General features: G+C 65.7%; 23 protein-coding genes and 1 other RNA gene. 19 read left to right on the top strand and 5 right to left on the bottom strand.

Going from position 1 to position 26,173, the window contains the following annotated elements:
* Positions 1-104 precede the first annotated feature (104 nt).
* A complete protein-coding gene (locus tag CAL12_RS18980) occupies positions 105-1,985 on the top strand; it encodes a bifunctional aspartate transaminase/aspartate 4-decarboxylase (RefSeq protein WP_086066054.1) in 1,881 nt (626 codons plus the stop codon).
* A gap of 138 nt (positions 1,986-2,123) precedes the next feature.
* Here CAL12_RS18980 and ssrA read toward each other — a convergent pair.
* The 4 genes from ssrA to ompA form a co-directional block, all read right to left on the bottom strand.
* Positions 2,124-2,515, bottom strand: a transfer-messenger RNA (tmRNA) gene (ssrA, locus tag CAL12_RS18975).
* 112 nt (positions 2,516-2,627) lie between these two features.
* Positions 2,628-3,314 (bottom strand): HAD-IA family hydrolase, encoded by a 687-nt coding sequence (locus CAL12_RS18970; protein ID WP_086066053.1) that lies wholly within the window; start codon positions 3,312-3,314, stop codon positions 2,628-2,630.
* Entirely contained in the window at positions 3,311-4,033 is a 723-nt protein-coding gene (gene ubiG, locus CAL12_RS18965; RefSeq protein ID WP_086066052.1) for a bifunctional 2-polyprenyl-6-hydroxyphenol methylase/3-demethylubiquinol 3-O-methyltransferase UbiG, read from the bottom strand. The genes CAL12_RS18970 and ubiG overlap by 4 nt, the downstream gene beginning before the upstream one ends.
* 100 nt (positions 4,034-4,133) lie before the next feature.
* A complete protein-coding gene (ompA, locus tag CAL12_RS18960) occupies positions 4,134-4,733 on the bottom strand; it encodes an outer membrane protein OmpA (protein WP_086066051.1) in 600 nt (199 codons plus the stop codon).
* Between the two features lie 506 nt (positions 4,734-5,239).
* Between ompA and gyrA the strand changes: the two genes are divergently transcribed.
* The 15 genes from gyrA to cysM all read left to right on the top strand — a co-directional run bounded on the left by gyrA (position 5,240) and on the right by cysM (position 22,035).
* Complete coding sequence (gyrA, locus tag CAL12_RS18955) at positions 5,240-7,897, top strand: DNA gyrase subunit A (protein ID WP_086066050.1); 2,658 nt, start codon at positions 5,240-5,242, stop codon at positions 7,895-7,897.
* Positions 7,894-9,027: a 3-phosphoserine/phosphohydroxythreonine transaminase gene (serC, locus tag CAL12_RS18950; RefSeq protein WP_086066049.1), complete on the top strand. Its 1,134-nt coding sequence runs from the start codon at positions 7,894-7,896 to the stop codon at positions 9,025-9,027. The genes gyrA and serC overlap by 4 nt, the downstream gene beginning before the upstream one ends.
* Entirely contained in the window at positions 9,020-10,105 is a 1,086-nt protein-coding gene (gene pheA, locus CAL12_RS18945; protein WP_086066048.1) for a prephenate dehydratase, read from the top strand. Before serC ends, pheA begins: the two co-directional genes overlap by 8 nt.
* 65 nt (positions 10,106-10,170) lie before the next feature.
* The gene (gene hisC / locus CAL12_RS18940) at positions 10,171-11,295 is read left to right on the top strand and encodes a histidinol-phosphate transaminase (RefSeq protein WP_086066047.1); all 1,125 of its coding nucleotides are present in this window, start codon (positions 10,171-10,173) and stop codon (positions 11,293-11,295) included.
* Entirely contained in the window at positions 11,292-12,185 is an 894-nt protein-coding gene (locus CAL12_RS18935) for a prephenate dehydrogenase (RefSeq protein WP_086066046.1), read from the top strand. Before hisC ends, CAL12_RS18935 begins: the two co-directional genes overlap by 4 nt.
* 55 nt (positions 12,186-12,240) lie before the next feature.
* Positions 12,241-13,575: a 3-phosphoshikimate 1-carboxyvinyltransferase gene (gene aroA, locus CAL12_RS18930; protein WP_086066045.1), complete on the top strand. Its 1,335-nt coding sequence runs from the start codon at positions 12,241-12,243 to the stop codon at positions 13,573-13,575.
* Positions 13,572-14,306: a (d)CMP kinase gene (gene cmk / locus CAL12_RS18925; RefSeq protein WP_086066044.1), complete on the top strand. Its 735-nt coding sequence runs from the start codon at positions 13,572-13,574 to the stop codon at positions 14,304-14,306. The genes aroA and cmk overlap by 4 nt, the downstream gene beginning before the upstream one ends.
* Before the next feature lie 211 nt (positions 14,307-14,517).
* A complete protein-coding gene (rpsA, locus tag CAL12_RS18920) occupies positions 14,518-16,257 on the top strand; it encodes a 30S ribosomal protein S1 (RefSeq protein ID WP_086066043.1) in 1,740 nt (579 codons plus the stop codon).
* Between the two features lie 6 nt (positions 16,258-16,263).
* The gene (locus tag CAL12_RS18915; RefSeq protein ID WP_086066042.1) at positions 16,264-16,626 is read left to right on the top strand and encodes an integration host factor subunit beta; all 363 of its coding nucleotides are present in this window, start codon (positions 16,264-16,266) and stop codon (positions 16,624-16,626) included.
* Between the two features lie 119 nt (positions 16,627-16,745).
* A complete protein-coding gene (locus tag CAL12_RS18910; protein ID WP_086066041.1) occupies positions 16,746-17,069 on the top strand; it encodes a LapA family protein in 324 nt (107 codons plus the stop codon).
* A 63-nt stretch (positions 17,070-17,132) separates the two neighbouring features.
* Positions 17,133-18,353 (top strand): lipopolysaccharide assembly protein LapB, encoded by a 1,221-nt coding sequence (gene lapB, locus CAL12_RS18905; RefSeq protein ID WP_086066040.1) that lies wholly within the window; start codon positions 17,133-17,135, stop codon positions 18,351-18,353.
* The gene (gene rfaE1, locus CAL12_RS18900) at positions 18,350-19,288 is read left to right on the top strand and encodes a D-glycero-beta-D-manno-heptose-7-phosphate kinase (protein ID WP_086066039.1); all 939 of its coding nucleotides are present in this window, start codon (positions 18,350-18,352) and stop codon (positions 19,286-19,288) included. Before lapB ends, rfaE1 begins: the two co-directional genes overlap by 4 nt.
* A complete protein-coding gene (gene rfaD, locus CAL12_RS18895) occupies positions 19,285-20,274 on the top strand; it encodes an ADP-glyceromanno-heptose 6-epimerase (protein ID WP_086066038.1) in 990 nt (329 codons plus the stop codon). Before rfaE1 ends, rfaD begins: the two co-directional genes overlap by 4 nt.
* Positions 20,275-20,436: 162 nt before the next feature.
* Positions 20,437-20,964, top strand: a complete 528-nt coding sequence (locus CAL12_RS18890) for a ComEA family DNA-binding protein (protein WP_086067982.1) — start codon at positions 20,437-20,439, stop codon at positions 20,962-20,964.
* 159 nt (positions 20,965-21,123) lie between these two features.
* Complete coding sequence (gene cysM / locus CAL12_RS18885) at positions 21,124-22,035, top strand: cysteine synthase CysM (RefSeq protein ID WP_086066037.1); 912 nt, start codon at positions 21,124-21,126, stop codon at positions 22,033-22,035.
* On the opposite strand, the gene mltB is transcribed toward cysM, so the two are convergent.
* Entirely contained in the window at positions 22,008-23,399 is a 1,392-nt protein-coding gene (gene mltB, locus CAL12_RS18880; protein ID WP_086066036.1) for a lytic murein transglycosylase B, read from the bottom strand. The two genes, cysM and mltB, sit on opposite strands and share 28 nt — an antisense overlap.
* 9 nt (positions 23,400-23,408) lie before the next feature.
* Between mltB and CAL12_RS18875 the strand changes: the two genes are divergently transcribed.
* The 3 genes from CAL12_RS18875 (at position 23,409) to CAL12_RS18865 (ending at position 26,145) form a co-directional block, all read left to right on the top strand.
* The gene (locus CAL12_RS18875; protein ID WP_086066035.1) at positions 23,409-24,332 is read left to right on the top strand and encodes a histone deacetylase family protein; all 924 of its coding nucleotides are present in this window, start codon (positions 23,409-23,411) and stop codon (positions 24,330-24,332) included.
* Positions 24,333-24,464: 132 nt separating this feature from the next.
* Positions 24,465-25,214, top strand: coding sequence for an electron transfer flavoprotein subunit beta/FixA family protein (locus CAL12_RS18870; protein ID WP_086066034.1), 750 nt, complete (start codon positions 24,465-24,467; stop codon positions 25,212-25,214).
* Between the two features lies 1 nt (position 25,215).
* Positions 25,216-26,145, top strand: a complete 930-nt coding sequence (locus CAL12_RS18865; protein ID WP_086066033.1) for an electron transfer flavoprotein subunit alpha/FixB family protein — start codon at positions 25,216-25,218, stop codon at positions 26,143-26,145.
* Positions 26,146-26,173: the final 28 nt, after the last annotated feature.

Below are 26,173 nucleotides of genomic sequence, written 5' to 3'. Positions count from 1 at the left end.
TCATCCGGCCTGCCGACCCCTTCATTCACGACGCGTCACGCCACACCACGACGCGCCAGGCAGGGTCGGCTCGCCCAACGCAAACCTGTTCTTCGGAAACCATCATGATCTCCCAAGCGAAATCTGTTCTGCCGCCCATCCGTACCGACATGGCTTCGGCACTCAGGACCACGCGTTCCCGCCAGAAGGAACTGGAACAGCTGTCGCCCTTCGAGTTGAAGGATTTCCTGATCAACCTGGCGCGGGATCGCGAAAAGACTTCCACCGCGATCATGCTGAATGCCGGCCGCGGCAACCCCAACTGGATCGCCACCGAGCCCCGCGAGGCCTTTTTCCTGCTGGGGCACTTCGCCATGTGCGAGGCGCGCCGCGTGTTCGACTACGGCATCATGGCCGGCCTGCCGGCGAAGCCGGGCATCGCCCGGCGGCTGCGCGCGTTCATCCGCGAAAACAGCCATGCGCCGGGCGCGGCCTTCCTGGACAGCGTGCTCGCCTATGGGAAGAAGAAAGGCTTCGACCCCGACGCATGGATACACGAGCTGGTCGACTCCGTCGTGGGCGACAACTATCCCGTGCCCGATCGCATGCTGGTCCACACCGAACAGGTGGTGCACGACTATCTCATGAAGGAGATGTGCGATGGCCGACCGCCCAAGGGCAAGTTCGATCTGTTCGCCGTCGAAGGCGGCACCGCCGCGATGTGCTACATCTTCGACAGCCTGCAGCAGAACGGCTTGCTGAAGCAGGGCGACAAGGTCGCGCTTTTCCTGCCGACCTTCACGCCCTACATCGAGATCTCGCGCCTGGAGAGATTCAACTTCCAGATCGTGCCGATCAATGCCAGCAGCCTGCGCGCGGACGGCACGCACGACTGGCACTACCCCGCCGACGAAATCGCCAAGCTGGCCGATCCCAGGATCAGGATGGCGGTGACGGTCAATCCCAGCAATCCGCCTTCGGTGGCGTTCAGCCCGGTGGAGATGCGGCAGATCATCGGCATCATCAGGAAGAATCCCGACCTGATCCTGGTGACCGACGATGTCTACGGCACCTTCGTGCCCAACTTCCGCTCCCTGATGGCGGAGGTGCCGGCCAACACGATATGCGTGTATTCGTTTTCGAAGAATTTCGGGTGCACCGGCTGGCGGCTGGGCGTCATCGCGATCCACGAGAACAACTGCATGGACCGGCTCATCGCCAATCTGCCGAGCCGGGAACGCCGGCGCCTGCATGAGCGCTACGGCGCGCTGACGCTGGAACCCGAAAAGCTCAAGCTGATAGACCGGATGGTGGCCGACAGCCGCGACGTCGCCTTGAACCACACCGCGGGACTGTCGCTGCCGCAGCAGGTGCAGATGGCGCTGTTCGCCTTGTCGCACCTGCTGGATCGCAAGGACAGCTACAAGCAGCTCACCATGAAGCTCGTCCACGATCGCCGCGATGCCTTGTGGCGAGGCCTGGGCATTCCGCTGCCTCCCGAAGACAAGGAGCGCGCGTGGTATTACGTCGAGCTGGATTTCATGGTGTGGGCCCACAACACCTATGGAGACGAGTTCTGCGACTACATGCGCAAGAACTATGAGCCGGTCGATTTCCTGTTCCGGCTGGCGGAGAAATCCGGGGTGGTCCTGATGGATGGGGGCGGCTTCGGCGGCCCGCCCTGGTCCATACGCGCTTCGCTGGCGAACCTGAACGAAGCCGACTACGCGAGCATCGGCCAGGCGATGGTCGAGGCCGGCAACGAATACGTCGCGGCCTGGCAGGCCGGCGAAAAGGTCCAGTCCGGGCCTCACGGCGTGGTTCCCCAACTGGGTGTCGGCGGCCAACCCGCGCCCGCGGACCGCAAGGTCGCGTCGGACCAGCCGCAGCCCGAACCTGTGGCGACACGGTCGGCGAAGAAAACCGCAGGGAAAGTGTCGAAGACAGCGGTGAGAAAGACGGCGAGGAAATCCGCGAAGAAGCCGGCGAAGAAGGCCGCACGGTAGACGCAAACCGGGACATCTCGCCGGGGCGGGTCGCAGGATGCCGTTCCAGGCGGTCACGCACGAACAAAAGAAAGGCCGGTCTTCGAAGCTCGAAGCCGGCCATTGAACGTGCTGATCGTACTGATCTTCCTGCGAATCTGGTGGAGCCGGGGGGAATTGAACCCCCGTCCGCAAGCCCTCTGCAGGCAGTTCTACATGCGTAGTCGATCTATTTGGTTTTAACCCCGGACTTAGCCAACCGACAGGCCGGCCCGAAGCGAGTCATGTGATTTAAGTGTGAACCGTCAGACCCCAGTCCACACCGATTCTTTGTTCGATGACACTGCAGCGGTTCGGGGTTGCCCCCTAGGAAGTTTTACCTTCCTCCACCTGACCCAAAGACAAGTCAGTGCAGCGGCTCATTAAGCAGCTTTTGCTTGAGCGAAGAACGCGTCGTTGGCGTTTGTAGTGTTCCAGTGGATTTACGAGCTGACTGGTGCTCGGCATGCCCTGCACTGTTTCGCGACCCACGTCGAATCCGGATCGGCCCCAGTTGCCTTTCATTGTACTCTCAATGCGACCCTGCCGCCCGCCCGGTACTGGCTCAGTCCTGGCGGGCATAGGCCCGGTCTTCAACGAATATCGGGGCGGATCGCCGGTTTTTCAAGGCGTGGCGGGGCGGGCACGCACCGGCAGCACGCTTTCGATGGCGTCCCAGAGGGCGTCGGGCGTGTCGGCCCGTGCATCGGCTTCCCACAATGTGATGTCGTGATCGCCGCCCAGGTAGCCGTAGCCGGCGGCGATGGCGGGCATGCCGGCCGCGTGGGCGGCCTGGACATCGCGCAGGTCGTCGCCCACGTAGACGCAGCGGTCGGTGTCATAGCCGGCTTCGCGCGCCGCGTGCAGCAAGGGGTCGGGGTAGGGCTTGGAGCGCGGCGCGGTATCGCCGCATACCAAGGCGGCGGTTTCGTCCATCAACCCCAGGAATTCCACGATAGGCAAGGTCAGATGCGTCACCTTGTTCGTGACGATGCCCCAGGCGTGGCCGCGGCGTCGGATATCGGCCAGCAATTCCCGGATCCCCGGGAACAGCCGCGTATGTACGGTAGAGCTGGCGGCGTAGTCGGCCAGGAACAATGTCCGGGTTGCATCGAATTCGGGATGGTCCGGCATCATGCCCAGCGCCACGCGCAGCAGGCCGCGCGCCCCTTGGGACGCGACCGGGCGCAGCAGCTCATACGGCATGGGATCCAGGCCGCGCCGCTCGCGCTGTCTGTTCGCGGCGGCGGCCAGGTCGGGGGCGGTATCGGCCAACGTACCGTCGAAGTCGAACAGGATCAGGGCGCTCATTTGCGCGTCGCCATCAGGTAATTCACCGAGGCGTCCGGGGCCAGCGCATAGACCTGGGTCAGCGGGTTGTAGGTCATGCCCGAGATCTTCACCGGTTGCAACTGCGCCATGCGCGCGGCCGAGGCCAGTTCGCTGGGCTTGATGAAGTTTTCATAGCTGTGCGTGCCACGCGGCAGCAGGCCCAGCACGTATTCGGCGCCGACGATGGCGAACAGGAAGGACTTGGGATTGCGGTTCAGCGTGGAAAAGAACACCCAGCCGCCCGGCGCCACCAGGGCCGCGCAGGCGCGCACCACCGAGGCCGGATCCGGCACGTGCTCCAGCATCTCCATGCATGTGACGATGTCATACCGTTCGGGCTGTTCCTGCGCCAGCTGCTCTACCGCGACGGCGCGGTAGTCCACCTTCACGCCCGACTCCAGGCCGTGCAGCCGGGCGACCTTCAGCGACTTTTCGGCCAGATCGATGCCGGTGACGTCGGCGCCTTCGGCCGCCATGCTCTCCGACAGGATCCCGCCGCCGCAGCCCACGTCCAGGATCCGCTTGCCCGCCAGGCTGCCGGCGGTCTGCCGGATCCAGTCCAGGCGCAACGGGTTGATGGCATGCAGGGGCTTGAACTCGCTGTCCGGGTCCCACCAGCGCGCCGCCAGCGCGCTGAATTTATCCAGCTCGGCCTGGTCGGCGTTGGCGGGCAGGGCAGCGGTGGGTGTCAGCGTCATGGCAGGGGAAGTCTCGGGGTTTGCGACGGGTATATATTAGAGGGGCAAATAAAAAAAGGCCTCGCTTGCGCGAGGCCTTTCATTGTAGCGCCCGACTGGATTACTGACCGGCGCGACGGGTACCGACGATTTCGATTTCCACGCGACGGTTCTTCGCGCGACCTTCGGCGGTCTTGTTCGTGGCGATCGGCTGGGATTCGCCCTTGCCTTCCGTGTAGATACGGTCGGCGGGGATGCCCTTGCTCACCAGGTACGACTTGACCGAAGCAGCACGGCGCTGCGACAGGGCCAGGTTGTACTTTTCGGTACCGATCGAATCGGTGTGGCCGACGGCGATGATCGTTTCCAGATTGATGCCCTGGGCTTGCTGAGCCACTTGATCCAGCAGTTGGCGACCTTCCGGCTTCAGCGTCGACTTGTCGAAGTCGAAGAACGTGTCGGCGTTGAAGACCACCTTGGCGGCCATCGGCGTCGGGGCCGGCGCCTTGGGAGCAGCCTGCGCGACCGGCACACCGTCACAACCGGGGATGCCAGTGGCGGGAGTCCAGAACGCGTCACGCCAGCACAATTCGTTGGTGCCGTTTTTCCACACGTTGCCGAACGGGTTGCGCCAGTTGTCGACGGTCTGGGCCGAGGCAGCACCGGAGGCCGTAACGGCGGCAAACGCGAGCGCCAGAGCGAATTTGGAGGGTTTGTTCATGTTTCTCCTCGTTGAGCTTGAAGCTGGATAAGTGACTCGCAGCGAACCCCCGCCGCTATCAGGAAAACGGGGCCAGTATAGCAACGCCAAGAATAGGTTCAAAGAATTGCGACTGGGTTTCCTGCGTGCTGGAAACAATCTTAAGGCATTTGTCGTGCCCTGACCCGTGCATTCATGCCGGACTCGAGCATTTCAGCGCAGAGCGATCGCCCTATGTTGGTTTTTGGCAACAGGGGGCGACAGCCCTGTGTAGCCTTCGGATGAGCAAGCGCCGCGCCAGCTGTTCCCGAGCGCAATGACGCCGCGCGACCCGGCCTTGCGGGCCCGCAATGATAGAATTTCCTGTTTTCCCGGCGGGCATGCCGCGCGGCGCGCCATGCCGGCAACGGCCGCGGAAGGGTTCCAGCCCACAGGCCAGCCGCTGGGTTCGGCCATGGGGTCGGTCACTAAGTCGCCATGGGTCGCCACGGCCAGGGCTTCACTCGAGTCGCCACTTACTTATATATATGGATTCCTTCGCCAAGGAGACGCTTCCGGTATCGCTGGAAGAAGAGATGCGTCGCAGCTACCTCGATTACGCCATGAGCGTGATCGTGGGGCGCGCCCTGCCAGACGTGCGGGACGGGCTCAAACCGGTGCACCGCCGCGTACTGTTCGCGATGCACGAGCTGAACAATGATTGGAATCGGGCTTACAAGAAATCGGCCCGTATCGTCGGCGATGTGATCGGTAAATACCATCCCCATGGCGACCAGGCCGTCTACGATTCCATCGTCCGGATGGCGCAGGATTTCTCCCTGCGTTACATGCTGGTGGACGGGCAGGGCAACTTCGGCTCGATCGACGGCGACAACGCCGCCGCCATGCGGTACACCGAAATCCGCCTGGCCAAGATTGCGCACGAATTGCTGGCCGACATCGATCAGGAAACGGTCGACTTTGGCCCCAATTACGACGGCAGCGAGAAAGAACCCCTGCTGTTGCCGTCGCGGCTGCCCAACCTGCTGGTCAACGGCAGTTCGGGCATCGCAGTGGGCATGGCCACCAATATCCCGCCCCATAACCTGCAGGAAGTCATCGACGGCTGCCTGTATTGCCTGCGCAATCCCGAATGCAGCGTCGATGAGCTGATCGAGCTGATTCCGGCGCCGGACTTTCCGACCGGCGGCATCATCTACGGCCTGTCGGGCGTGCGCGAAGGCTACCGTACCGGACGCGGCCGGGTGGTGATGCGCGCCAAGACGCACATCGAGGACATGGAAAAGGGCAATCGCCAGGCCATCGTGGTCGACGCGATTCCTTTCCAGGTCAACAAGAAGACCCTGCAAGAGCGCATTGCCGAGCTGGTCAACGAAAAGAAGATCGAGGGCATTTCCGATATCCGGGACGAGTCGGACAAGGACGGCATGCGCCTGGTCATCGAGCTCAAGCGCGGCGAAGTGCCCGAGGTCGTGCTGAACAACCTCTATAAGAATACGCAGCTGCAGGATACCTTCGGGATGAACCTGGTGGCGCTGGTCGACGGCCAGCCGCGCCTGCTCAACCTGAAGCAGATGGTGGAGTACTTCCTGCAGCATCGCCGCGAGGTGGTGACGCGGCGCACGGTATTCCAGCTGCGCAAGGCGCGTGAACGCGGCCACGTGCTGGAAGGCCTGGCGGTGGCGTTGGCGAACATCGACGAATTCATCGCCATCATCAAGGCGGCGCCGACGCCGCCGGTGGCGCGGCAGGAATTGATGGCGCGCTCCTGGGATTCGTCCCTGGTGCGTGAAATGCTCACGCGCGCGGATGGCGACACGCCCGGCGGCATCGCCGCCTATCGGCCCGACGACCTGCTGCCCAGCTATGGCATGCAGGAAGACGGCCTCTACCGGCTCAGCGATACGCAGGCGCAGGAAATCCTGAACATGCGCCTGCAGCGCCTGACCGGCCTGGAGCAGGACAAGATCGTTGGCGAATACAAGGAAGTGATGGCTACCATCGCCGATCTTCTGGACATCCTCGCCAAACCGGAGCGTATTACCGTCATCATCGGCGACGAACTGCAGGCCATCAAGGCCGAGTTCTCCACCGCCGCCAAGGACGTGCGCCGTTCCGAGGTCGAACTCAACGCCACCGAGCTCGATACCGAAGACCTGATCACGCCGACCGACATGGTGGTCACCCTGTCGCATGGCGGTTACATCAAGAGCCAGCCCTTGTCCGAGTACCGGGCGCAGAAACGGGGCGGACGCGGCAAGCAGGCCACGGCCATGAAGGATGACGACTGGATAGACCAGCTCTTCATCGCCAACACGCACGATTTCCTGCTGTGCTTCTCCAACCGCGGCCGGGTGTACTGGCTGAAGGTCTGGGAAGTGCCGCAAGGCACGCGCACCTCGCGCGGCAAGCCCATCGTCAACATGTTCCCCCTGGCCGACGGCGAAAAAGTCAACGTGGTGCTGCCGGTCAAGGAGTTCAGCGACGATCACTATGTGTTCATGGCGACTTCGCGCGGTACCGTCAAGAAGACGCCGCTGTCCGATTTCTCCAACCCGCGCAAGGCGGGCATCATCGCCGTCGACCTGGATGACGGCGACTATCTGATCGGCGCCGACCTGACCGACGGCAAGCACGACGTGATGCTGTTCTCCGATGCGGGCAAGGCCGTCCGCTTCGACGAAAACGACGTGCGTCCGATGGGCCGCAATGCGCGCGGCGTGCGCGGCATGATGCTGGAAGACGCGCAGAACGTCATTGCCATGCTGGTCGCCGGCGACGAAGAACAGAGCGTGCTGACCGCCACCGAAAACGGCTTCGGCAAGCGTACGTCCATCACCGAATACACCCGCCATGGCCGCGGCACCAAGGGCATGATCGCGATCCAGACCAGCTCGCGCAACGGCAAGGTCGTCGGCGCGGTGCTGGTGCAGCCCGAGCACGAAATCATGTTGATCACGACCGGCGGGGTGCTGGTGCGCACCCGCGTCTCCGAAATCCGCGAGATGGGCCGGGCCACGCAGGGCGTCACGCTGATCAGCGTGGACGACGGCAGCCGCCTGTCCGGGGTGCGCCGCGTGGTGGAAAGCGATGCCGACCTCGACGTCGAGGCCGACAGCGAGGAAACCCAACCGCCGGCCGACTCGACCGACGGCGAGCAAGCGACTGAGCCGACGGAGGAATGATGGCGCGTCCCTGGAATTTCTCGGCGGGGCCTTCGGCCCTGCCTGAGCCCGTGCTGCGGCAGGCGGCCGAAGAAATGCTCGACTGGCACGGCAGCGGCATGTCGGTCATGGAAATGAGCCATCGCGGCAAGCACTTCGTGCAGATCTGCGACGAAGCCGAGCAGGACCTGCGCGACCTGATGGCCATTCCGGACGAGTACGCGGTGCTTTTCATGCAGGGTGGCGCGACGGCGGAAAACGCCATCGTGCCGATGAACCTGATCAACCATCGCGGTACCGGCGCGGCCGACTACGTGCTGACCGGCCAGTGGTCGGTCAAGTCGCAAAAGGAAGCGTGCAAGTACGGCGACGTGGCCGTCGCGGCCACCAGCGGCGTCGAGACCGTCCTGGACGGCAAGCAGCAGCAGCCCTGGACCTGGGTGCCGCCCGTGGACAGCTGGAAAGTCCGCAAGAACGCCGCCTACGTGCATTTCTGCAGCAACGAAACCATAGGCGGCGTCGAGTTCACCGATTGGCCCACCCCCGCCCAGTTGGGCGCGGATGACGTGCCCCTGGTGGTCGACGCATCCTCGCACTTCCTGTCACGTCCGCTGGATATCTCGGGTACGGGCATGGTGTACGCCGGGGCGCAGAAGAACGCCGGCCCGGCGGGCGTGACCGTGGTGATGGTGCGGCGCGACCTGATCGGTCATGCACTGCCCATCTGCCCGGCCGCGTTCGACTACGCCAATGTCGCGCCGGAACACTCGCGTTTCAATACGCCGCCGACCTTCGCCATCTATATCGCCGGCCTGGTGTTCAAGTGGATCAAGGCGCAGGGCGGCGTGCCGGCCCTGGAACGCGCCAATATTGCCAAGGCCGAACTGCTGTACGGCTATCTGGACAGCACTGCCTTCTATCGCAATCCGGTGCATGCTCCCGTGCGTTCGCGCATGAACGTGCCTTTCATCCTGAGCGACGAATCGCTCAACGACGCCTTCCTGAAAGGTGCCGACGAAGCCGGGCTGACCCAATTGAAAGGGCACAAGAGCGTCGGCGGCATGCGCGCGTCCATCTACAATGCGGTGCCGATGGAAGCCGTGCAGGCGCTAGTGTCGTACTTGAAGGATTTCGAGCAGCGCCATGGCTGATTCCCTTGCTGAAAAGCTGCGGCCCTTGCGTGAGCGCATCGATGCCCTGGACGCGCAAATCCTCGACCTGCTGACGCAGCGCGCCCGCGCCGCGATGGAGGTGGGCGCGGTCAAGCATGCCGAAAACGCCGACGGGCCGGTGCTGCGCCCGGATCGTGAAGCGGAAGTCGTCCGGCGCTTGCAGCAATTGAATGCCGGTCCCATCCCGCGCGAAGCCGTCGCGGCGGTGTGGACGGAAATCATTTCCGCCTGCCGTGGCCTGGAGCGCGGCCTGACCCTGGCCTATCTGGGGCCGGAAGGCTCCTATTCCGAGCAGGCGGCGCTCGAACATTTCGGCCACGCGGTGAACCGCCTGCCCTGTCCGTCCTTCGATGAAGTCTTCCGCGCGCTCGAAGCCGGCCAGGCCGACGTCGGCATGGTTCCCGTGGAAAACTCCACGGAAGGCGCCGTCAACCGTACGCTGGACCTGCTGCTGAACACGTCCTTGACGGTGATGGGCGAGCGATCGCTGGTGATCCGCCATTGCCTGATGTCGCAAAGCGGCACCCTGGATGGCGTGAAGGCGGTGATGGCGCACCCGCAGGCGCTGGCGCAGTGCCAGGTCTGGCTGGGCCGCAATTGCCCCGAACTGGCGCGCGCCGCGGCATCCAGCAACGCCGAAGCGGCGCGCGTGGCCGCGCAGGATCCCACCGTGGCCGCGATCGCCGGCGAATCGGCGGCGGATACCTGGGGGCTGCGCGTCGTCAGCGCCGGAATCCAGGACGATCCGCACAACCGGACCCGCTTCCTGGCATTGGGCTCGATTCCCAGCCAGCCTACCGGCAACGACAAGACCAGCCTGATCATGGCGGTACCTAATCGCGCCGGCGCGGTGTACGACATGCTGGCGCCGCTGGCCGAGAACAAAGTGTCCATGACGCGCTTCGAATCGCGTCCGGCCCGTACCGGCCAGTGGGAATACTATTTCTACGTGGACGTCCTTGGCCACGCGCAGGACCCGCATGTCGCGCGCGCCTTCGACGCGCTGCGCGCGCAAGTGGCTTACTTCAAACTTCTCGGTTCCTATCCCGCGCAATAAAGGGGCAGGCCGCCACGGCGGTCCGGCCCGGCCGGCCACCGCGGGCGGCGCAAGCCTGATCCGCTATGACAGACACCAACAACACCCTCGCAGCACCCGCCCACGTAAGCGCCATCGCGCCTTATCAAGCCGGCAAGCCCATCGAAGAGCTCGCGCGCGAGTTCGGCCTGGATCCAGCCAGCATCATCAAACTGGCTTCCAATGAGAACCCGCTGGGCATGCCGGAATCGGCGCGCAAGGCGATGCTCGCGGCCGCGACCTCGCTGGCCCGTTATCCGGATCCCAATGGCTTCGAACTGAAATCGACGCTGTCCCGCCTGTACGGCGTGCCGATGGAGTGGATCACGCTGGGCAACGGGTCCAACGATATCCTGGAACTGGTGGCGCTGGCCTTGCTGGAAAAGGGCGCGTCGGCGGTCTATTCACAGCACGCGTTCGTCGTGTATCGCCTGGCCACCCAGGCGCGCGGCGCACGCCACATCATGGTGCCGGCACGCGATTACGGGCATGACCTGGACGCCATGCTGGAGGCCATCGCCGACGACACGCGCGTGGTGTTCATCGCCAATCCGAACAACCCCACCGGCACCTTCGTGCCGGCGCCGCGCATCCAGGCGTTCCTGGAGCAGGTGCGCGCGCGCCACGGGCAGCGTGTCGTGGTGGTCCTGGACGAGGCCTACAACGAGTACCTGGATCCCGAGCAACGCTTCGACAGCGTGGCCTGGGTGCGCGAATTTCCCAACCTGATCGTGTCGCGCACGCTGTCCAAGGCCTACGGCCTGGCCGGCCTGCGGGTGGGCTTCGGCACCGCGCAGCCCGCGCTGACCGACCTGCTCAACCGTGTGCGGCAGCCTTTCAACGTCAATACGCTGGCCCAGGCGGCCGCCATCGCCGCGCTGCAGGACAAGGAATTCCTGGCGCGCGCCTACCAGCTCAACAAGGAAGGCAAGGCGCAGCTCTGCCAGGCCTTCGACGCGCTGAAGCTGCAATACGTCCCCAGCTACGGCAATTTCGTGCTGGTGCGGGTTGGCGACGCGGCGCGCATCAATCTGGAATTGCTCAAGCGCGGCGTAATCGTGCGTCCGGTGGCCGGCGACGGCCTGCCCGAATGGCTGCGGATCACGATCGGCCTGCCGCACGAGAATACCCGTTTCATCGAAGCGCTCACCGAAATCCTGCGGGCGCCATGACGGCGGCGCATGGGGGGACGGCATCGGCGCCGATACTGGTCCTTGCCGTCGTGGGCGTCGGTCTGATCGGCGGCTCTTTCGCCGCCGCGTTGCGCCGCGCGGGGCAGGTCGGCCAGGTGCTGGGCGTGGGCCGCAATGGCCCGACGCTTCAGCGTGCCCGCGAGCTGGGCCTGATCGACGAAGCGGTCGACGCCGCCCAAGCCGCGGCGCGCGCCGATCTGATCATGCTGGCCGCGCCGGTAGGCAGTTTTGGCGCCATCCTGGCCGATATGCGGGATCACCTGAAGCCGGGCGCCATCATCACTGACGGCGGCAGCACCAAGGCGCAGGTCGTGCAGGCCGCGCGCGCGGCGCTGGGCGCGCGCGCCGGATGTTTCGTGCCGGGCCATCCCATCGCGGGCGGTGAAAAAGTCGGGCCTGACGCGGCGGACGCGGGTCTTTATACTGGGCGCAACGTGATCCTGACGCCCTTGCCGGAGAACCGGGCGGAAGATGTCGCCCGCGTACGCGCCGCCTGGGAAGCCTGTGGCGCACGCGTGCTGGAAATGGACGCGGACACGCACGATCAGGTCCTGGCGTCGGTCAGCCATATGCCGCATTTCCTGGCTGCCGTGTACGTGGCGCAGGTGGCGCGCAGCGCGGACAGCGCGCAGCGGCTGGCGGTCGCGGGCAGCGGGTTCCGGGATTTCACCCGCATCGCCGCCGGCTCGGCGGAAATGTGGCGTGATATTTTTCTTTCCAACCGGTCCGCGATGATGGCGGAACTGGGGCAGGTGAGGGCGGTGCTCGACGAAGCCGAACGCGCCCTGGCCGCGGAAGACGGCGCCGCGCTGGAGCAGCTGCTGGAAGAAGCCGCGCGCTGCAGGCGTGGCTGGAAAGCGGGACATTGACGCGATCGTCGCTGCGCGCGCGACGCAATACGGTTTACGACAGGATACGGCTTACATGAGCGGACCTTCTTTTCTCGACCTGCCGCGCGCGACCCGGGCCCGGGGCACGGTGACCCTGCCCGGATCCAAGAGCATTTCCAATCGGGTACTGCTGCTGGCGGCGCTGGCCGATGGCACGACCAACATCACCGGACTGCTGGATTCCGACGACACGCGTGTCATGCTGGCGGCCTTGGCGGCGCTGGGTGTGACGCTGGACGAACAGGGTGATGGCCGCGTCACTGTGCGCGGCGCGGAACGCTTCCGGCAGCCCGCGGCCGAACTGTTTCTCGGCAATGCCGGCACCGCCGTGCGGCCGCTGACGGCCGCGCTCGCGCTCATGGGCGGCGACTACGGCGTTTCCGGCGTGCCGCGCATGCACGAACGCCCCATCGGCGACCTCGTGGACGCCCTGCGCGCGCTGGGCGCCGAAATCAGCTACGGCGGGCAGGAAGGCTATCCGCCCTTGCGCATCGGCACCGGCAGGCTGCGGGCACAGGGACCGGTGCGCATGCCGGGCGCGGTCTCCAGCCAGTTCCTGACGGCGATGCTGCTGGCCGCGCCCATCTACACCAACACGGTGGGCGAGCCGCTGGTCATCGAGATCGTCGGCGACCTGATTTCCAAGCCGTATATCGAAATCACCCTGAACCTGATGGCGCGCTATGGGGTGGTTGTTGAGCGTGATGGCTGGTCGCGTTTCACCGTGCCCGCAAGCTCCTCCTACCGCAGTCCCGGCCGCATCGCCGTCGAAGGCGATGCGTCGTCCGCCTCCTATTTCCTGGCGCTGGGCGCCGTGGGCGAAGGCCCCGTCAGGGTGCAGGGCGTGGGGCGCGACAGTATCCAGGGCGACGTGGCCTTCACCCAGACCCTGGAAGCCATGGGCGTGCACATCGAATTCGGCGGCGATTGGATGGAATCGCGAGGTATCTGCGTGGCGCGCGGCGAAAAACTGCGCGCCTTCGACGCCGACTTTAACCTGATCCCGGATGCCGCCATGACGGCCGCCGCATTGGCCCTTTTCGCCGATGGGCCCTGCCGCTTGCGCAATATCGGCAGCTGGCGCGTCAAGGAAACCGACCGCATTCACGCCATGCAGACCGAACTGGCCAAACTGGGCGCCGGCGTGGCGTCCGGGCCGGACTGGCTGGAAGTCACGCCGCCCGCGGCGGACGGCTGGCGCGATGCCGAAATTGGCACCTGGGACGACCACCGCATGGCCATGTCCATGTCCCTGGCGGCGTTCGGGCCGGCCAAGGTGCGCATCCTGGATCCCGGCTGCGTCAGCAAGACCTTTCCGACGTATTTCGACGTTTACGCCGAGCTGGTCGGCGGCGAGGAGCTGGTATGACGGATACAGGCGGTACGGCTTCGGATGCGGCTGCCGGGCAGGCACCGGCGGGGCTGGTGCCCGTGATCACCATCGACGGCCCGACGGCCTCGGGCAAGGGTACCGTCGCGCACGGCGTGGCGCGCCGCCTGGGTTGGACCGTGCTCGACAGTGGCGCGCTGTATCGCCTGACGGCGCTGGCGGCGCTGGAGCGGGGCATCGCCGCGGACGACCAGGATGGCCTGGCAGAGGCCGCCCGCACGCTCCCCGTCCGCTTCGAGGGCCAGCATATCTACCTGGACGGCCGCGAGGTCGGTTATGACATCCGGCAGGAGCAGGTCGGCAACCTGGCCTCGCGCGTGGCCGCCTACGGTCCCGTGCGGCAAGCCCTGCTGGACCGGCAACGCGCTTTTCGCCGCGGCCCCGGGCTGGTGGCCGATGGCCGCGATATGGGCACCGTCGTTTTTCCCGACGCCGGCCTGAAGATTTTCCTGGTCGCCGATGTCCAGGCACGGGCCGAAAGGCGGCGTAAGCAGTTGATGGAAAAGGGTATTTCTGCTAATCTAGAAGACCTTTTGCGAGATATGCGCGAGCGTGACGCCCGCGATACCCAGCGCGCGGTGGCTCCTCTGGCGCCCGCCGCGGACGCCGTGGTGTTGGATTCGTCGAAAATGACGGCTCAGGAAACGGTGCAAGCCATACTCGATCTGTGGAACGGCCAGCGTAGTGTCGCGGCCCGGCGGTTGCGATAAAGCGGTTGTGCCAACCGGTTGCATCAACGGGTGGCGGGTAGTACGCCGCACCGCCTTCCAGGAAGCAAAAGGACAACAGTCGTACACGTAGTTTTTTCCGGTGCCGCCGGGATATCGCTCCCAGATAGCGATGTCTCCGTCGGTTTTGTTCCACTCCGCTGGTACGGGCAAGCCGCGCTGGCGTGTATCTTTAACTGGGCCATCCCGGCCTATGGATTTCAACTCAATGTCTTCCAATCCTTCTACCGCTGTCCTCGACGCCATGGGCGGCGAAAGCTTTGCCGATCTGTTCGCTTCGAGCCTCAAGAGCCAGGACATGAAGTCCGGCGAGGTCATCAGCGCCGAAGTCGTGCGTATCGACCACAACTTCGTCGTCGTCAATGCTGGCCTCAAGTCCGAAGCACTGATCCCGCTGGAAGAGTTCCTGAACGACCAGGGCGAAGTCGAAGTCAACCCTGGCGATTTCGTCTCCGTTGCGATCGACTCGCTGGAAAACGGCTATGGCGACACCATCCTGTCGCGCGACCGCGCCAAGCGCCTGTCGGCCTGGCTGCAGCTCGAACAGGCCCTGGATAACGGCGAACTGGTCACCGGCACCATCACCGGCAAGGTGAAGGGCGGCCTGACCGTCATGACCAACGGCATCCGCGCGTTCCTGCCCGGTTCGCTGGTGGACCTGCGTCCGGTCAAGGACACCACCCCGTACGAAGGCAAGACCCTCGAATTCAAGGTCATCAAGCTCGACCGCAAGCGCAACAACGTCGTGCTGTCGCGCCGCCAGGTGCTGGAAGCCAGCATGGGCGAAGAGCGCCAGAAGCTGCTGGAAACGCTGCACGAAGGCGCGGTGGTCAAGGGCGTGGTCAAGAACATCACCGACTACGGCGCGTTCGTCGACCTGGGCGGTATCGATGGCCTGCTGCACATCACCGACATGGCATGGCGCCGCGTGCGTCACCCCTCCGAAGTCCTGCAAGTGGGCCAGGAAGTGGAAGCCAAGGTCCTCAAGTTCGACCAGGAAAAGAGCCGCGTCTCGCTGGGCGTCAAGCAGCTGGGCGAAGATCCGTGGGTCGGCCTGGCCCGTCGCTATCCGCAAGGCACCCGCCTGTTCGGCAAGGTCACCAACCTGACCGACTACGGCGCGTTCGTCGAAGTCGAAGCCGGCATCGAAGGCCTGGTGCACGTGTCCGAAATGGACTGGACCAACAAGAACGTCGATCCGCGCAAGGTTGTCACCCTGGGCGAAGAAGTCGAAGTCATGGTCCTGGAAATCGACGAAGACCGTCGCCGTATCTCGCTGGGCATGAAGCAGTGCCGCCAGAATCCGTGGGAAGAATTTGCCACGAACTTCAAGCGTGGCGACAAGGTGCAGGGCGCGATCAAGTCCATCACCGACTTCGGCGTGTTCGTCGGCCTGCCCGGCGGCATCGATGGCCTGGTGCACCTGTCCGACCTGTCCTGGACGGAAACCGGCGAAGAAGCCGTTCGCAACTTCAAGAAGGGCGACGAAATCGAAGCCGTGGTTCTGGGCATCGACACCGACAAGGAACGCATCTCGCTGGGCATCAAGCAGCTGGAAGGCGATCCGTTCAACAACTTCGTCGCGACCCATGACAAGGGCGCGGTCGTTCCTGGCACGATCAAGTCGGTCGAGCCCAAGGGCGCCGTGGTGACGCTGTCGGTGGACGTGGAAGGCTACCTGCGCGCGTCCGAGATCTCCTCGGGTCGTGTCGAAGACGCCACCACCGTGCTGAACGCCGGCGACAACATCGAAGCCATGATCGTCAACGTCGATCGCAAGACGCGTTCGATCCAGTTGTCCATCAAGGCGCGTGACAACGCCGAAACCGCGGATACGATCCAGCGCATGTCTGAAGCCAGCGCTTCGTCGGGCACCACCAACCTGGGCGCCCTGCTGAAGGCCAAGCTGGACCAGCAGCGCAACGACGGTTAAATCGTTGTGACCAAGTCGGAGCTTATCGCCGCCTTGGCGGCCCGCTATCCCACGCTGGCCGCCCGCGATACCGATTTCGCCGTAAAAACGATACTCGACGCGATGGCCCAGGCACTTGCCGCCGGCCAACGCATCGAGATCCGGGGGTTCGGCAGTTTTTCGTTATCGCGGCGTTCGCCTCGCATCGGCCGCAATCCGAAGTCGGGCGAACAGGTGCTGGTGCCTGGCAAGCAGGTGCCGCATTTTAAGGCGGGCAAGGAACTTCGCGAACGTGTCGACCTGGACGGCAGCGACGATGCATCGTCGAATGCCTCCGGCGACAACGTGGAAGCCTCGGTATCGAGCGTCGGTGCTCACGCCATGCTTTGATCCCGTGCCGCAGTCTGGTCACTCGAAATACCCTGAAAACCGCCGTTCACGGCGGTTTTTTTTGCCGCCGGGCGAAGCGCGCTTACAATTCCGGTACTGAACCCTGTGGAGTTTGCGCCATGCGCTATTTCGTCTGGGCGCTGCGACTCATCGTATTTGTCGCGGTGCTGATGTTCGCGCTCAAGAACACCAACCCCGTCCAGGTCAACTTCTACGGCGACTACATCATGCACGATGTACCGCTGATCGTCGTCATGCTGGTCACTTTCGTGGTGGGCGCCATATTCGGCCTGTTGCTGACGGTGCCCGCGGCCATGCGGCGGCGGCGCGAAGCCGTGCGCCTGCGCAAGGAACTCGATCGCGTGCAGGCGGCCATGAACAACCAGCCCGGCCAGCCCGTGAATGTGCCGCCGGAGGTCATTGCTCCCATGTCGCCCCTGTGATGCCGGTAGCCGTCCCGATTGCCGCGCCGCCGCGCGCATCTCAACCCTGCGAGGCCGAGCGCCGTGGATTTTGAACCCTGGTGGTTGATTTTCGTCCCCCTGTTGTTCGCGCTCGGCTGGTTGGCCGCGCGCTTCGATATCCGGCAGATGCTGTCGGAAAACCGCGTCCTGCCGGATTCCTATTTCCGCGGCCTGAATTTCCTGCTGAACGAAGAGCCTGACCGGGCCATCGACGCCTTCGTCGAAGTCGCCAAGCTGGATCCCGAAACGACCGAACTGCACTTCGCCCTGGGCAGCCTGTTCCGCCGCCGTGGCGAGATGGAGCGCGCCATCCGGGTGCACCAGAGCCTGCTCAACCGGGCTGACCTGCCGGTGGAAGAGCGCGAACATGCCCAGCACGAACTGGCCCAGGATTTCCTCAAGGCCGGCATGCTGGATCGCGCCGAGGCGGGATTCAAGCAACTGCGCGATACCCGCTATTCGCTACAGGCCCTGCGTTCGCTCATCCGGATCTACGAATCCGAGCACGACTGGCCGCGCGCCATCGATGCCGTGAAGACGCTGCGCGGCCTGGTGGATGAACCCGTGCCTCAGCTGGTGCATTACCACTGCGAAATGGCGCAGCAGGCGATGGCGCTGCAGCCTCCCAACCTCGACGCGGCGCAGGCCGCGCTCGACGCCGCCGACCACGCGGCCAGCATCGTCACCGAAGCCAGTTCGCCCAGCAAGGGATCGCTGGTCCGTATCGCCATGCTGCGCGCCCGGCTGGCGGCGTTGGAAGGCGACGCCAAGCGCGAGCGCCTGCACCTGGAATCCATCCTGACCGACGAGCCCGAATACTCGGGGCTGGTCGCGGAAGCCCTGCTCAACAGCTACCAGGCCAACCACGACGCGGCCTCTGCGCTGGACCTGCTGCAGAAGCAGTACGACCAGTTTCCATCGCTGGATCTGTTCAACGTCGTGTTCCGCGAGCTGCGCGCGCAGCGCGGCGCGGCGCCGGCGTGGGCCTTCGCCCGTTCGGCCTTGCGCCATCATCCCTCGCTGCTGGGCCTGGATCGCCTGCTGGAAGCCGAGCTGGCCGCTCCCGGCGGCGATGGCGAAGTCAGCCCGGTCCCCGGCGCCGACCTCAGCCTGTTGCGCAGCCTGATCCATAAACACACGCAGCGCCTGGACCGCTATGCATGCCGTTCCTGCGGCTTCCAGGCGCGACGCTATTATTGGCAATGTCCTGGTTGCAACGCATGGGAAACCTATGCGCCGCGCCGTCTGGAAGAACTGGAATGACCGCTTTTCCCGTTGGCGACATCTCGTGTCGCCGCATCCTTGTCGTGGGTGACGTCATGCTGGACCGCTACTGGTTCGGCGAGGTCGACCGCGTGTCGCCCGAGGCTCCCGTGCCCATCGTCCGGGTGGCGCGCCGCGAGGACCGCCTGGGCGGCGCCGCCAACGTCGCGCGCAACGTCGCGGCGCTGGGCGGGCAGGCCACCCTGATCGGCGTCATCGGCGCGGACGAAGCCGGCGAACGCATCCATGCCCTGGCGCATGATGCCGGCATCACGCCGGGCCTGGTGGCTGATGCGGGCCATCCCACCACCTTGAAAATGCGGGTCCTTGGCCGCCAGCAGCAGCTGCTGCGCGTCGATTTCGAGGAAGCGCCGCGGCCCTCCACGCTGGACGCGCTGGATGCGGAGTTCCAGCGCCATCTGCAGGACCACGACGTCGTGGTCCTGTCGGATTACGCCAAAGGGGCATTGGGCCGGGTCCAGGAACTGATTGCACATGCGCGCCGGGCGGGCGTGCCGGTGCTGGTGGATCCCAAGGGAGACCACTACGATATCTATCGCGGCGCCACGCTGGTGACGCCGAACCGGGCGGAAATGCAGCAGGCGGTGGGACGCTGGACGTCGGAAGACGACCTGGCCACTCGCGCCCAGGCCTTGCGCGCGGGCCTGCAGCTCGAAGCATTGCTGGTGACGCGGTCCGAACAGGGCATGACCCTGTTCACCGACGATGGCCGCGAGCATGTCGATGCCCAGGCGCACGAAGTATTCGACGTATCGGGCGCCGGCGACACCGTGCTGGCCACGCTGGCGGTGACCCGCGCGGTGGGCATGCCCTGGCCGCAAGCCATGCGCTGGGCCAACCGCGCCGGCGGCGTGGTGGTCGGCAAGCTGGGCACATCGACCGTCACCGCGAAGGAATTGGGAGAATTGTCATGATCGTGGTTACCGGCGCGGCCGGCTTCATCGGCAGCAATCTGGTCCGCGGACTGAACCGGCGCGGCATCCAGGACATCATCGCGGTCGACGACCTGTCGGATGGCGACAAGTTCGTCAATCTGGCGGATTGCCGTATCGCGGACTACATGGACAAGGACTACTTCCGGGAACTGGTCGGCCGGCGCGCATTGCCGAACATCCGCGCGGTGTTCCACCAGGGCGCTTGCTCCGATACGACCGAGCGCAACGGCAAGTACATGATGGACAACAACTACCGCGTCACGCTGGAGTTGTTCGACTATTGCCAGTCCGAATGCGTGCCTTTCCTGTACGCATCGTCGGCCGCCACCTATGGCGGGTCGTCGGTGTATGCCGAAGACCCCGTCAACGAACGGCCGCTGAACGTCTATGGCTATTCCAAGCTGCTGTTCGACCAGGTGCTGCGCACGCGCATGGCTACCCTGACGGCGCAGGTGGTCGGGCTGCGCTATTTCAATGTCTACGGGCCGCACGAGCAGCACAAGGGCCGCATGGCGTCCGTGGCTTTCCACAACATGAACCAGTTCCTGGCGGAAGGGCACGTGCGCCTGTTCGCGGGCTGGGACGGCTACCCCGATGGCGGCCAGAGCCGGGACTTCATCTCGGTCGAAGACGTGGTGGCGGTGAACCTGCATTTCCTGGACAACCCCAAGACCTCGGGCATCTTCAACTGCGGTACCGGACGTGCCCAGCCGTTCAACGACGTGGCCATGGCCGTGGTCAACAGCCTGCGCGAAGAGCGCGGCGAAGCGCCGTTGCCGCTGGAACAACTGGTCAGCCAGGGCTTGATCCGCTATATCCCCTTTCCGGACGACCTGAAGGGGCGATACCAGAGCTACACCCAGGCCGATACCAGCAGGCTGCGCGGTGCCGGCTTCGACCAACCCATGCGGGACGTGCAGACCGGCGTGGCGGAATACGTGCGCTACTGGCGCGCGCGGGGCTGAGGCATCCGCAGACGTCCCGCGCCGGCATCGTGGCGGGGTGTGGGTAGATACGCGGGTGGACCTTTCCGTTCACTCCCGCGCCGCCCCGGATAGCGGCGAGCGATGATGGGTCCGGCGTTTCAGACGCCGCCCATCAACGCCTTTACGCTGTCCGGAGGCTCCATGAATCCTTTCCTGTACAACCCCGTGGCGACTGTCCAGCCGCCCCCGTGCGGCACCGCGCCCGGTGCGCCCAGTTTGCCAGGCACGCCCGGCGCGCCTGCTGCGCGGCGCGGACGCTGGCCGAACGCGCTGGGCCGGCTGGCCCTGGCGGCCGGCCTTGCCCTGGCGGTCCTGCCGGCCCACGCGATGGACGTGAACAGCGCCAGCGTCGACCAGTTGCGGACCATCCGCGGCGTCGGTCCCAAGACCGCGGAAACCATCGTCAAGGAGCGTGAACGCGGCGGGCGTTTCGAGTCGATGGAAGACCTGTCCGATCGCGTGCGGGGCATCGGTCCGCGCAAGGCCCAGGCATTGCAGGCCGCCGGGCTCAGCGTGGGGCCAGGCACGGGAGCCGCTGGCGCGCGCCCGGGGCCGGGCCAGGGCGCCGGGGCCGGCGCGGGCGTCCGTCCCGCGCCGGGCGCGGCTTCCGGTGGCCGCACGGCCAAGGATGGGCCCGCGGCCCGGTCGCCGCAGCGCGGCCCGCGCTGATCCCCGGGAGCAGGCCTACCGCGTCCGCGGGACCAGGACCGCTCCCGCATTCCCGAGCTGATCCCCCGGGGCCAGGCCCACCCTCGCGTCCCCGGCCTGCTTCCTACGAGGGCGTGGGGGCTTTCGGGTCTTTCCCGGCCACGGCGTTATAGTTGACTCATGAACCAAGTCACCTATCCCACCGTGGAACAGACCGTCGGCAACACGCCGCTGGTCCGCCTGCAACGCATCCCGGGCGACGGCAACGCCGCCCGCGGCAACCTGATCCTGGCCAAGCTGGAAGGCAACAATCCCGCCGGCTCGGTGAAGGACCGTCCCGCCCTGTCCATGATCCGCCACGCCGAGGCGCGCGGTGAAATCAAGCCGAGCGACACCTTGATCGAGGCCACCAGCGGCAACACCGGCATCGCGCTGGCGATGGTTGCCGCCATGCGCGGCTATCGAATGATCCTGATCATGCCGGACAACCTGTCGGTGGAACGGCGTGCCGCCATGACCGCCTACGGGGCCGAGCTGATCCTGACGCCGGCCGACAAGGGCGGCATGGAGTACGCCCGCGACCTGGCCATGGCCATGCAGAGCGAAGGCAAGGGCAAGGTGCTGGACCAGTTCGCCAATCCGGACAATCCGCGCGCGCACGTCGAAGGCACGGGCCCGGAACTGTGGACGCAGACCGACGGCGGCATCACCCATTTCGTCAGCGCCATGGGCACGACCGGCACCATCATGGGCGTGTCCCAGTACCTGAAGGCGCGCAACCCGGCGATCCAGATCATCGGCGCGCAACCCGAGGAAGGCTCGCAGATTCCGGGCATACGCAAATGGCCGGAAGCCTATCTGCCGGCCATTTTCGATCGCAGCCGCGTGGATGCCTACGAGAATATCAAGCAGTCCGACGCCGAAGCCATGGCCCGCCGCCTGGCGGCGGAAGAGGGCATATTCGGCGGCATTTCCTCGGCGGGGGCGCTGGTGGCCGCGCTGCGCGTGGCCGAACGCGTGGAAAACGCCACCATCGTTTTCATCGTGTGCGACCGCGGCGACCGCTACCTGTCGACCGGCGTGTTCAACTGAGCGGACACTGGCTGACCTGATAGCACCTCGGCGGGTTGCGCCTCAGCCGGGCGCACCTCAGCCGGCCGCCCCTCAGCCGGCCGCCCCTCAGCCGGGCGCACCTCAGCCGGCCACCCCGCGACACCATTCATCCTGGCCTGGATGGCTGCTCCCAGGTCGGCGACCGATGTGGCGTAGAAGTAGCTGTGGTTGTACTGGGTCAGGGCGAAGAAGTTCACCGTGCCTGTACGGTATTCCGCCGTGCCGGCCGATTCTTCCGGCAGGTCGATGACGCCCAGCATGCCCTGCTGCCAGGCATTGTCCATCCCCGAGGTACGCGTCATCCCCGTCGTCATCCCCGTACCGCGCACGGTCGCGCCGGCGGCCTGCAATTGCGGCCAGGTATGGGTCGGCGCGAGGCCGCCGTCGACCAGCTTGCCGGCATCGGGCGGCAGCGCCACCGGCGCGAATACCGGCCGGCCGCGTTCCCAGCCATGCTCCATCAGGAAGTTGCCGACCGAGAGGATGGCGTCGCGCGGATTGTTGGTCAGATCGATATGGCCGCTGCCGTCGCCGTCCACGGCATAGCGCATGATGCTGCCCGGCATGAACTGCGGCATGCCGATGGCGCCCGCATAGGAGCCCTGGGTTTGCAGGTCCAACCGCCCCTGCATGGCCAGCGTCAGGAAATCCGCCAGTTGGGAGCGGAACATCTGCGCGCGTTCGGGCTTGGACGGGTCGGGATAGTCGAAGGCCAGCGTGGACAGGGCATCCAGCACGCGGAAATTCCCCATATTGCGGCCGTATAGCGTTTCCACGCCGATGATGCCGACGATGATGGCCGGCGGCACGCCGAAACGCTGGGCCGCCTGGTTGAGCGCGTCGGCGTTCTCACGCCAGAATTCCACCCCCCAGCCGATGCGCTTGGGCTCCACGACGCGAGAGCGATAGGTGATCCAACTGCGCACGACCTTGCGCCCAGGCGGCGGCGCGATCAGTCGCGCCACCGTGGGACTGTAGCGGGCGTCGGCCAGGGCGCCGGTCAGCTGGGGCGCGGGCAGGCCGCGTTCGGCGCTCAATTGCTGGATGAAGGCCTGCACATCCGCACGCATGGTCCCGTCAGGCGCCGCGACGGCGGACCGCTGTTCACTGTCGAGCACGGCGCCGCCTTCGCTGCCTATCGTCGAAGCCGAGCCCACGCCGGGCGGCGGCCCGATGCGCACGCGTGCCACCGAGCCATCCGCCAACATGCCGCGGGAGGCCGTTCCAGGCTGGGCGCCTGCATTCAGTTGGGTATCCGGATCCACGCGGTTCTGGGCGGAGGAGCAGCCCGTCAGTAGGGCCGCGATCAAGCCGAGTTGCAGTAAGTGCCGACAGGTGAACATAATCTTCCCATGGAGACCCTGTATCTTACCCACCCGTCCTGCCGCCTGCATGAAATGGGCGAATGGCATCCGGAATGTCCGCAGAGGCTGGATGCGATCTCGGATCAGCTGCTGGCCAGCGGCATCATGCCTTACCTGGACGTACGCGAGGCCGGCCCCGCGCCGCGCGTGGCGCTGCTGCGCGCCCACAGCGCCGCCTACGTCGATGCGCTGGCCGCGGCCAGTCCCGCCGAGGGCTATCGCGCGCTGGATCCGGACACCCAGATGAACCGGCACAGCTACGAGGCGGCGCTGCATGCCGCCGGCGCGGGCCTGGCGGCGGTGGATGCCATCATGGCCGGCGACGCGCCCACGGCATTTTGCGCGGTGCGCCCGCCAGGCCACCACGCCTGCCGGGACCAGGCGATGGGATTCTGCCTGTTCAACAACATCGCGGTCGCGGCCCATCACGCCATGGCGGCGCATGGACTGGAGCGCGTCGCCATCATCGACTTCGACGTGCACCATGGCAACGGCACGGAAGACATCTTCGCCGGCGATGCCCGCGTGCTGATGTGCGGCATTTTCCAGCACCCGTTCTATCCGAACACGGGCGAGCCGCCCAGCGCGGACAATATGGTCAATGTCCCTGTGCCCGCGTACACCGGCGGCGCGGAGGTGCGCGACATCGTCACGCGCGTCTGGCTGCCGCGGCTGGAGGCCCATCGTCCCCAGCTGATCCTCGTGTCGGCCGGCTTCGATGCCCATCGCGAGGACGACCTGGGGCAACTGGGCCTGGTCGAGGCCGACTATGCCTGGATCACCGGGCAGATCATGCAACTGGCCGATCGCCATGCGCGGGGCAGGGTGGTCAGCATGTTGGAAGGCGGCTACAACCTGTCTGCGCTGGGCCGCAGCGCGGTCGCGCATATCCGCGAACTGGCGCGGCTGTAGCCCTGCGTTCCGTCTGGTGAAAAGCGCGCGGGGCGCCGCCCTGCGCAAGGTTGTAGAATCAGGCGGTTCCCGCAGGGCGTCGCGGCTCTTCGTGCGGCGTTCAATTATTCGATTATCTCTGGAGGCTGCTGGATGAAGGTCCTGGTACCGGTCAAACGCGTGGTTGACTACAACGTCAAGGTGCGCGTGAAATCCGATCAAACGGGCGTCGACATCGCCAATGTGAAAATGTCGATGAACCCGTTCGACGAAATCGCCGTGGAAGAGGCCACCCGGCTCAAGGAAAAGGGCACTGCCAGCGAAGTGGTCGCGGTATCGTGCGGCGTGCAGCAGTGCCAGGAAACGCTGCGCACGGCGATGGCGATCGGCGCGGATCGCGGCATCCTGGTGCAGACCGACGCGGACCTGCAGCCCCTGGCGGTGGCCAAGCTGCTGAAGGCCCTGGTCGACAAGGAGCAGCCCCAGTTGGTCATCCTGGGCAAGCAGGCCATCGACGACGACGCCAACCAGACCGGCCAGATGCTGGCCGCGCTGCTGGACTGGCCGCAGGCCACCTTCGCCAACAAGGTCGAAGTCGCCGACGGCAAGGTCACGGTCACGCGTGAAGTCGACGGCGGGTTGGAAACGGTGTCGCTGAAGCTGCCGGCCATCGTCACCACCGACCTGCGCCTGAACGAGCCGCGCTACGTCACGCTGCCCAACATCATGAAGGCCAAGAAGAAGACGCTGGACACCGTTACGCCGCAGGACCTGGGCGTGGACCCGGCGCCGCGCCTGAAGACCCTGAAAGTGACCGAGCCGCCCGCGCGCAAGGCCGGTATCAAGGTGCCGGACGTGGCGACGCTGGCGGACAAACTGAAGAACGAAGCGAAGGTGGTTTGAGATGACGAGCCTGGTTATTGCCGAACACGATAATGCGCAGCTCAAGGGCGCCACGCTGAACACCGTGGCCGCCGCCGCCAAGATCGGCGGCGACGTGCACGTGCTGGTGGCGGGCGGCGGCGCGAAGGCCGTGGCCGACGAGGCCGCCGGCATCGCCGGCGTGTCCAAGGTGCTGCTGGCCGACGCGCCGCACCTTGCCGACGGCCTGGCGGAAAACGTCGCCGCGCAGGTGCTGGCGATCGCGAAGGATTACAGCCACATCCTGTTCCCGGCCACCGCGTCGGGCAAGAACGTGGCGCCGCGCGTGGCCGCCAAGCTGGACGTCGCTCAGATTTCCGATATTTCCGCGGTGGACTCGGCCGACACCTTCGAGCGGCCCATCTATGCCGGCAACGCGATCGCCACCGTGCAATCGGCCGATCCGGTCAAGGTCATCACGGTCCGCACGACAGCGTTCGACGCGGCCGCCGCGCAGGGCGGTACCGCGCAGGTGGAAACCGTTGCCGCGGTGGCGGACAGCGGGCTGTCGTCGTTCGTCGGCCGCGATCTGGCCAAGAGCGACCGTCCGGAACTGGCGGGCGCGCGCGCGGTGGTGTCGGGCGGCCGTGGCCTGGGCAGCGCCGAAAACTTCAAGATCCTGGATCCGCTGGCGGACAAGCTGGGTGCCGCGCTGGGCGCCTCGCGCGCCGCGGTCGACGCGGGCTATGCGCCCAATGACTGGCAGGTGGGCCAGACCGGCAAGATCGTCGCGCCCCAGCTGTACGTGGCGGTCGGCATTTCCGGCGCCATCCAGCATCTGGCCGGCATGAAGGACTCCAAGGTCATCGTCGCCATCAACAAGGACGCGGAAGCGCCGATATTCGGCGTCGCCGACTACGGCCTCGTCGGCGATCTGTTCACCGCGGTGCCGGAGCTGGTCAAGGCGCTTTAAGCTTTACTATAGGGAACCAGCCCCGACA

The organism is Bordetella genomosp. 8, assembly GCF_002119685.1.
Classification (GTDB): Bacteria; Pseudomonadota; Gammaproteobacteria; order Burkholderiales; family Burkholderiaceae_B; genus Bordetella_C.
Note: the sequence above shows the minus strand (reverse complement) of the source record. Positions and strands in the feature narration are given on the sequence as shown.

Coding starts and splice junctions, on each gene's coding strand:
- CAL12_RS18980 (WP_086066054.1), top strand. CDS start 105: ATGATCTCCCAAGCGAAATCTGTTCTGCCGCCCATCCGTACCGACATG.
- CAL12_RS18970 (WP_086066053.1), bottom strand. CDS start 3,314: ATGAGCGCCCTGATCCTGTTCGACTTCGACGGTACGTTGGCCGATACC.
- ubiG (WP_086066052.1), bottom strand. CDS start 4,033: ATGACGCTGACACCCACCGCTGCCCTGCCCGCCAACGCCGACCAGGCC.
- ompA (WP_086066051.1), bottom strand. CDS start 4,733: ATGAACAAACCCTCCAAATTCGCTCTGGCGCTCGCGTTTGCCGCCGTT.
- gyrA (WP_086066050.1), top strand. CDS start 5,240: ATGGATTCCTTCGCCAAGGAGACGCTTCCGGTATCGCTGGAAGAAGAG.
- serC (WP_086066049.1), top strand. CDS start 7,894: ATGATGGCGCGTCCCTGGAATTTCTCGGCGGGGCCTTCGGCCCTGCCT.
- pheA (WP_086066048.1), top strand. CDS start 9,020: ATGGCTGATTCCCTTGCTGAAAAGCTGCGGCCCTTGCGTGAGCGCATC.
- hisC (WP_086066047.1), top strand. CDS start 10,171: ATGACAGACACCAACAACACCCTCGCAGCACCCGCCCACGTAAGCGCC.
- CAL12_RS18935 (WP_086066046.1), top strand. CDS start 11,292: ATGACGGCGGCGCATGGGGGGACGGCATCGGCGCCGATACTGGTCCTT.
- aroA (WP_086066045.1), top strand. CDS start 12,241: ATGAGCGGACCTTCTTTTCTCGACCTGCCGCGCGCGACCCGGGCCCGG.
- cmk (WP_086066044.1), top strand. CDS start 13,572: ATGACGGATACAGGCGGTACGGCTTCGGATGCGGCTGCCGGGCAGGCA.
- rpsA (WP_086066043.1), top strand. CDS start 14,518: ATGGATTTCAACTCAATGTCTTCCAATCCTTCTACCGCTGTCCTCGAC.
- CAL12_RS18910 (WP_086066041.1), top strand. CDS start 16,746: ATGCGCTATTTCGTCTGGGCGCTGCGACTCATCGTATTTGTCGCGGTG.
- rfaE1 (WP_086066039.1), top strand. CDS start 18,350: ATGACCGCTTTTCCCGTTGGCGACATCTCGTGTCGCCGCATCCTTGTC.
- rfaD (WP_086066038.1), top strand. CDS start 19,285: ATGATCGTGGTTACCGGCGCGGCCGGCTTCATCGGCAGCAATCTGGTC.
- CAL12_RS18890 (WP_086067982.1), top strand. CDS start 20,437: ATGAATCCTTTCCTGTACAACCCCGTGGCGACTGTCCAGCCGCCCCCG.
- cysM (WP_086066037.1), top strand. CDS start 21,124: ATGAACCAAGTCACCTATCCCACCGTGGAACAGACCGTCGGCAACACG.
- mltB (WP_086066036.1), bottom strand. CDS start 23,399: ATGTTCACCTGTCGGCACTTACTGCAACTCGGCTTGATCGCGGCCCTA.
- CAL12_RS18875 (WP_086066035.1), top strand. CDS start 23,409: ATGGAGACCCTGTATCTTACCCACCCGTCCTGCCGCCTGCATGAAATG.
- CAL12_RS18870 (WP_086066034.1), top strand. CDS start 24,465: ATGAAGGTCCTGGTACCGGTCAAACGCGTGGTTGACTACAACGTCAAG.
- CAL12_RS18865 (WP_086066033.1), top strand. CDS start 25,216: ATGACGAGCCTGGTTATTGCCGAACACGATAATGCGCAGCTCAAGGGC.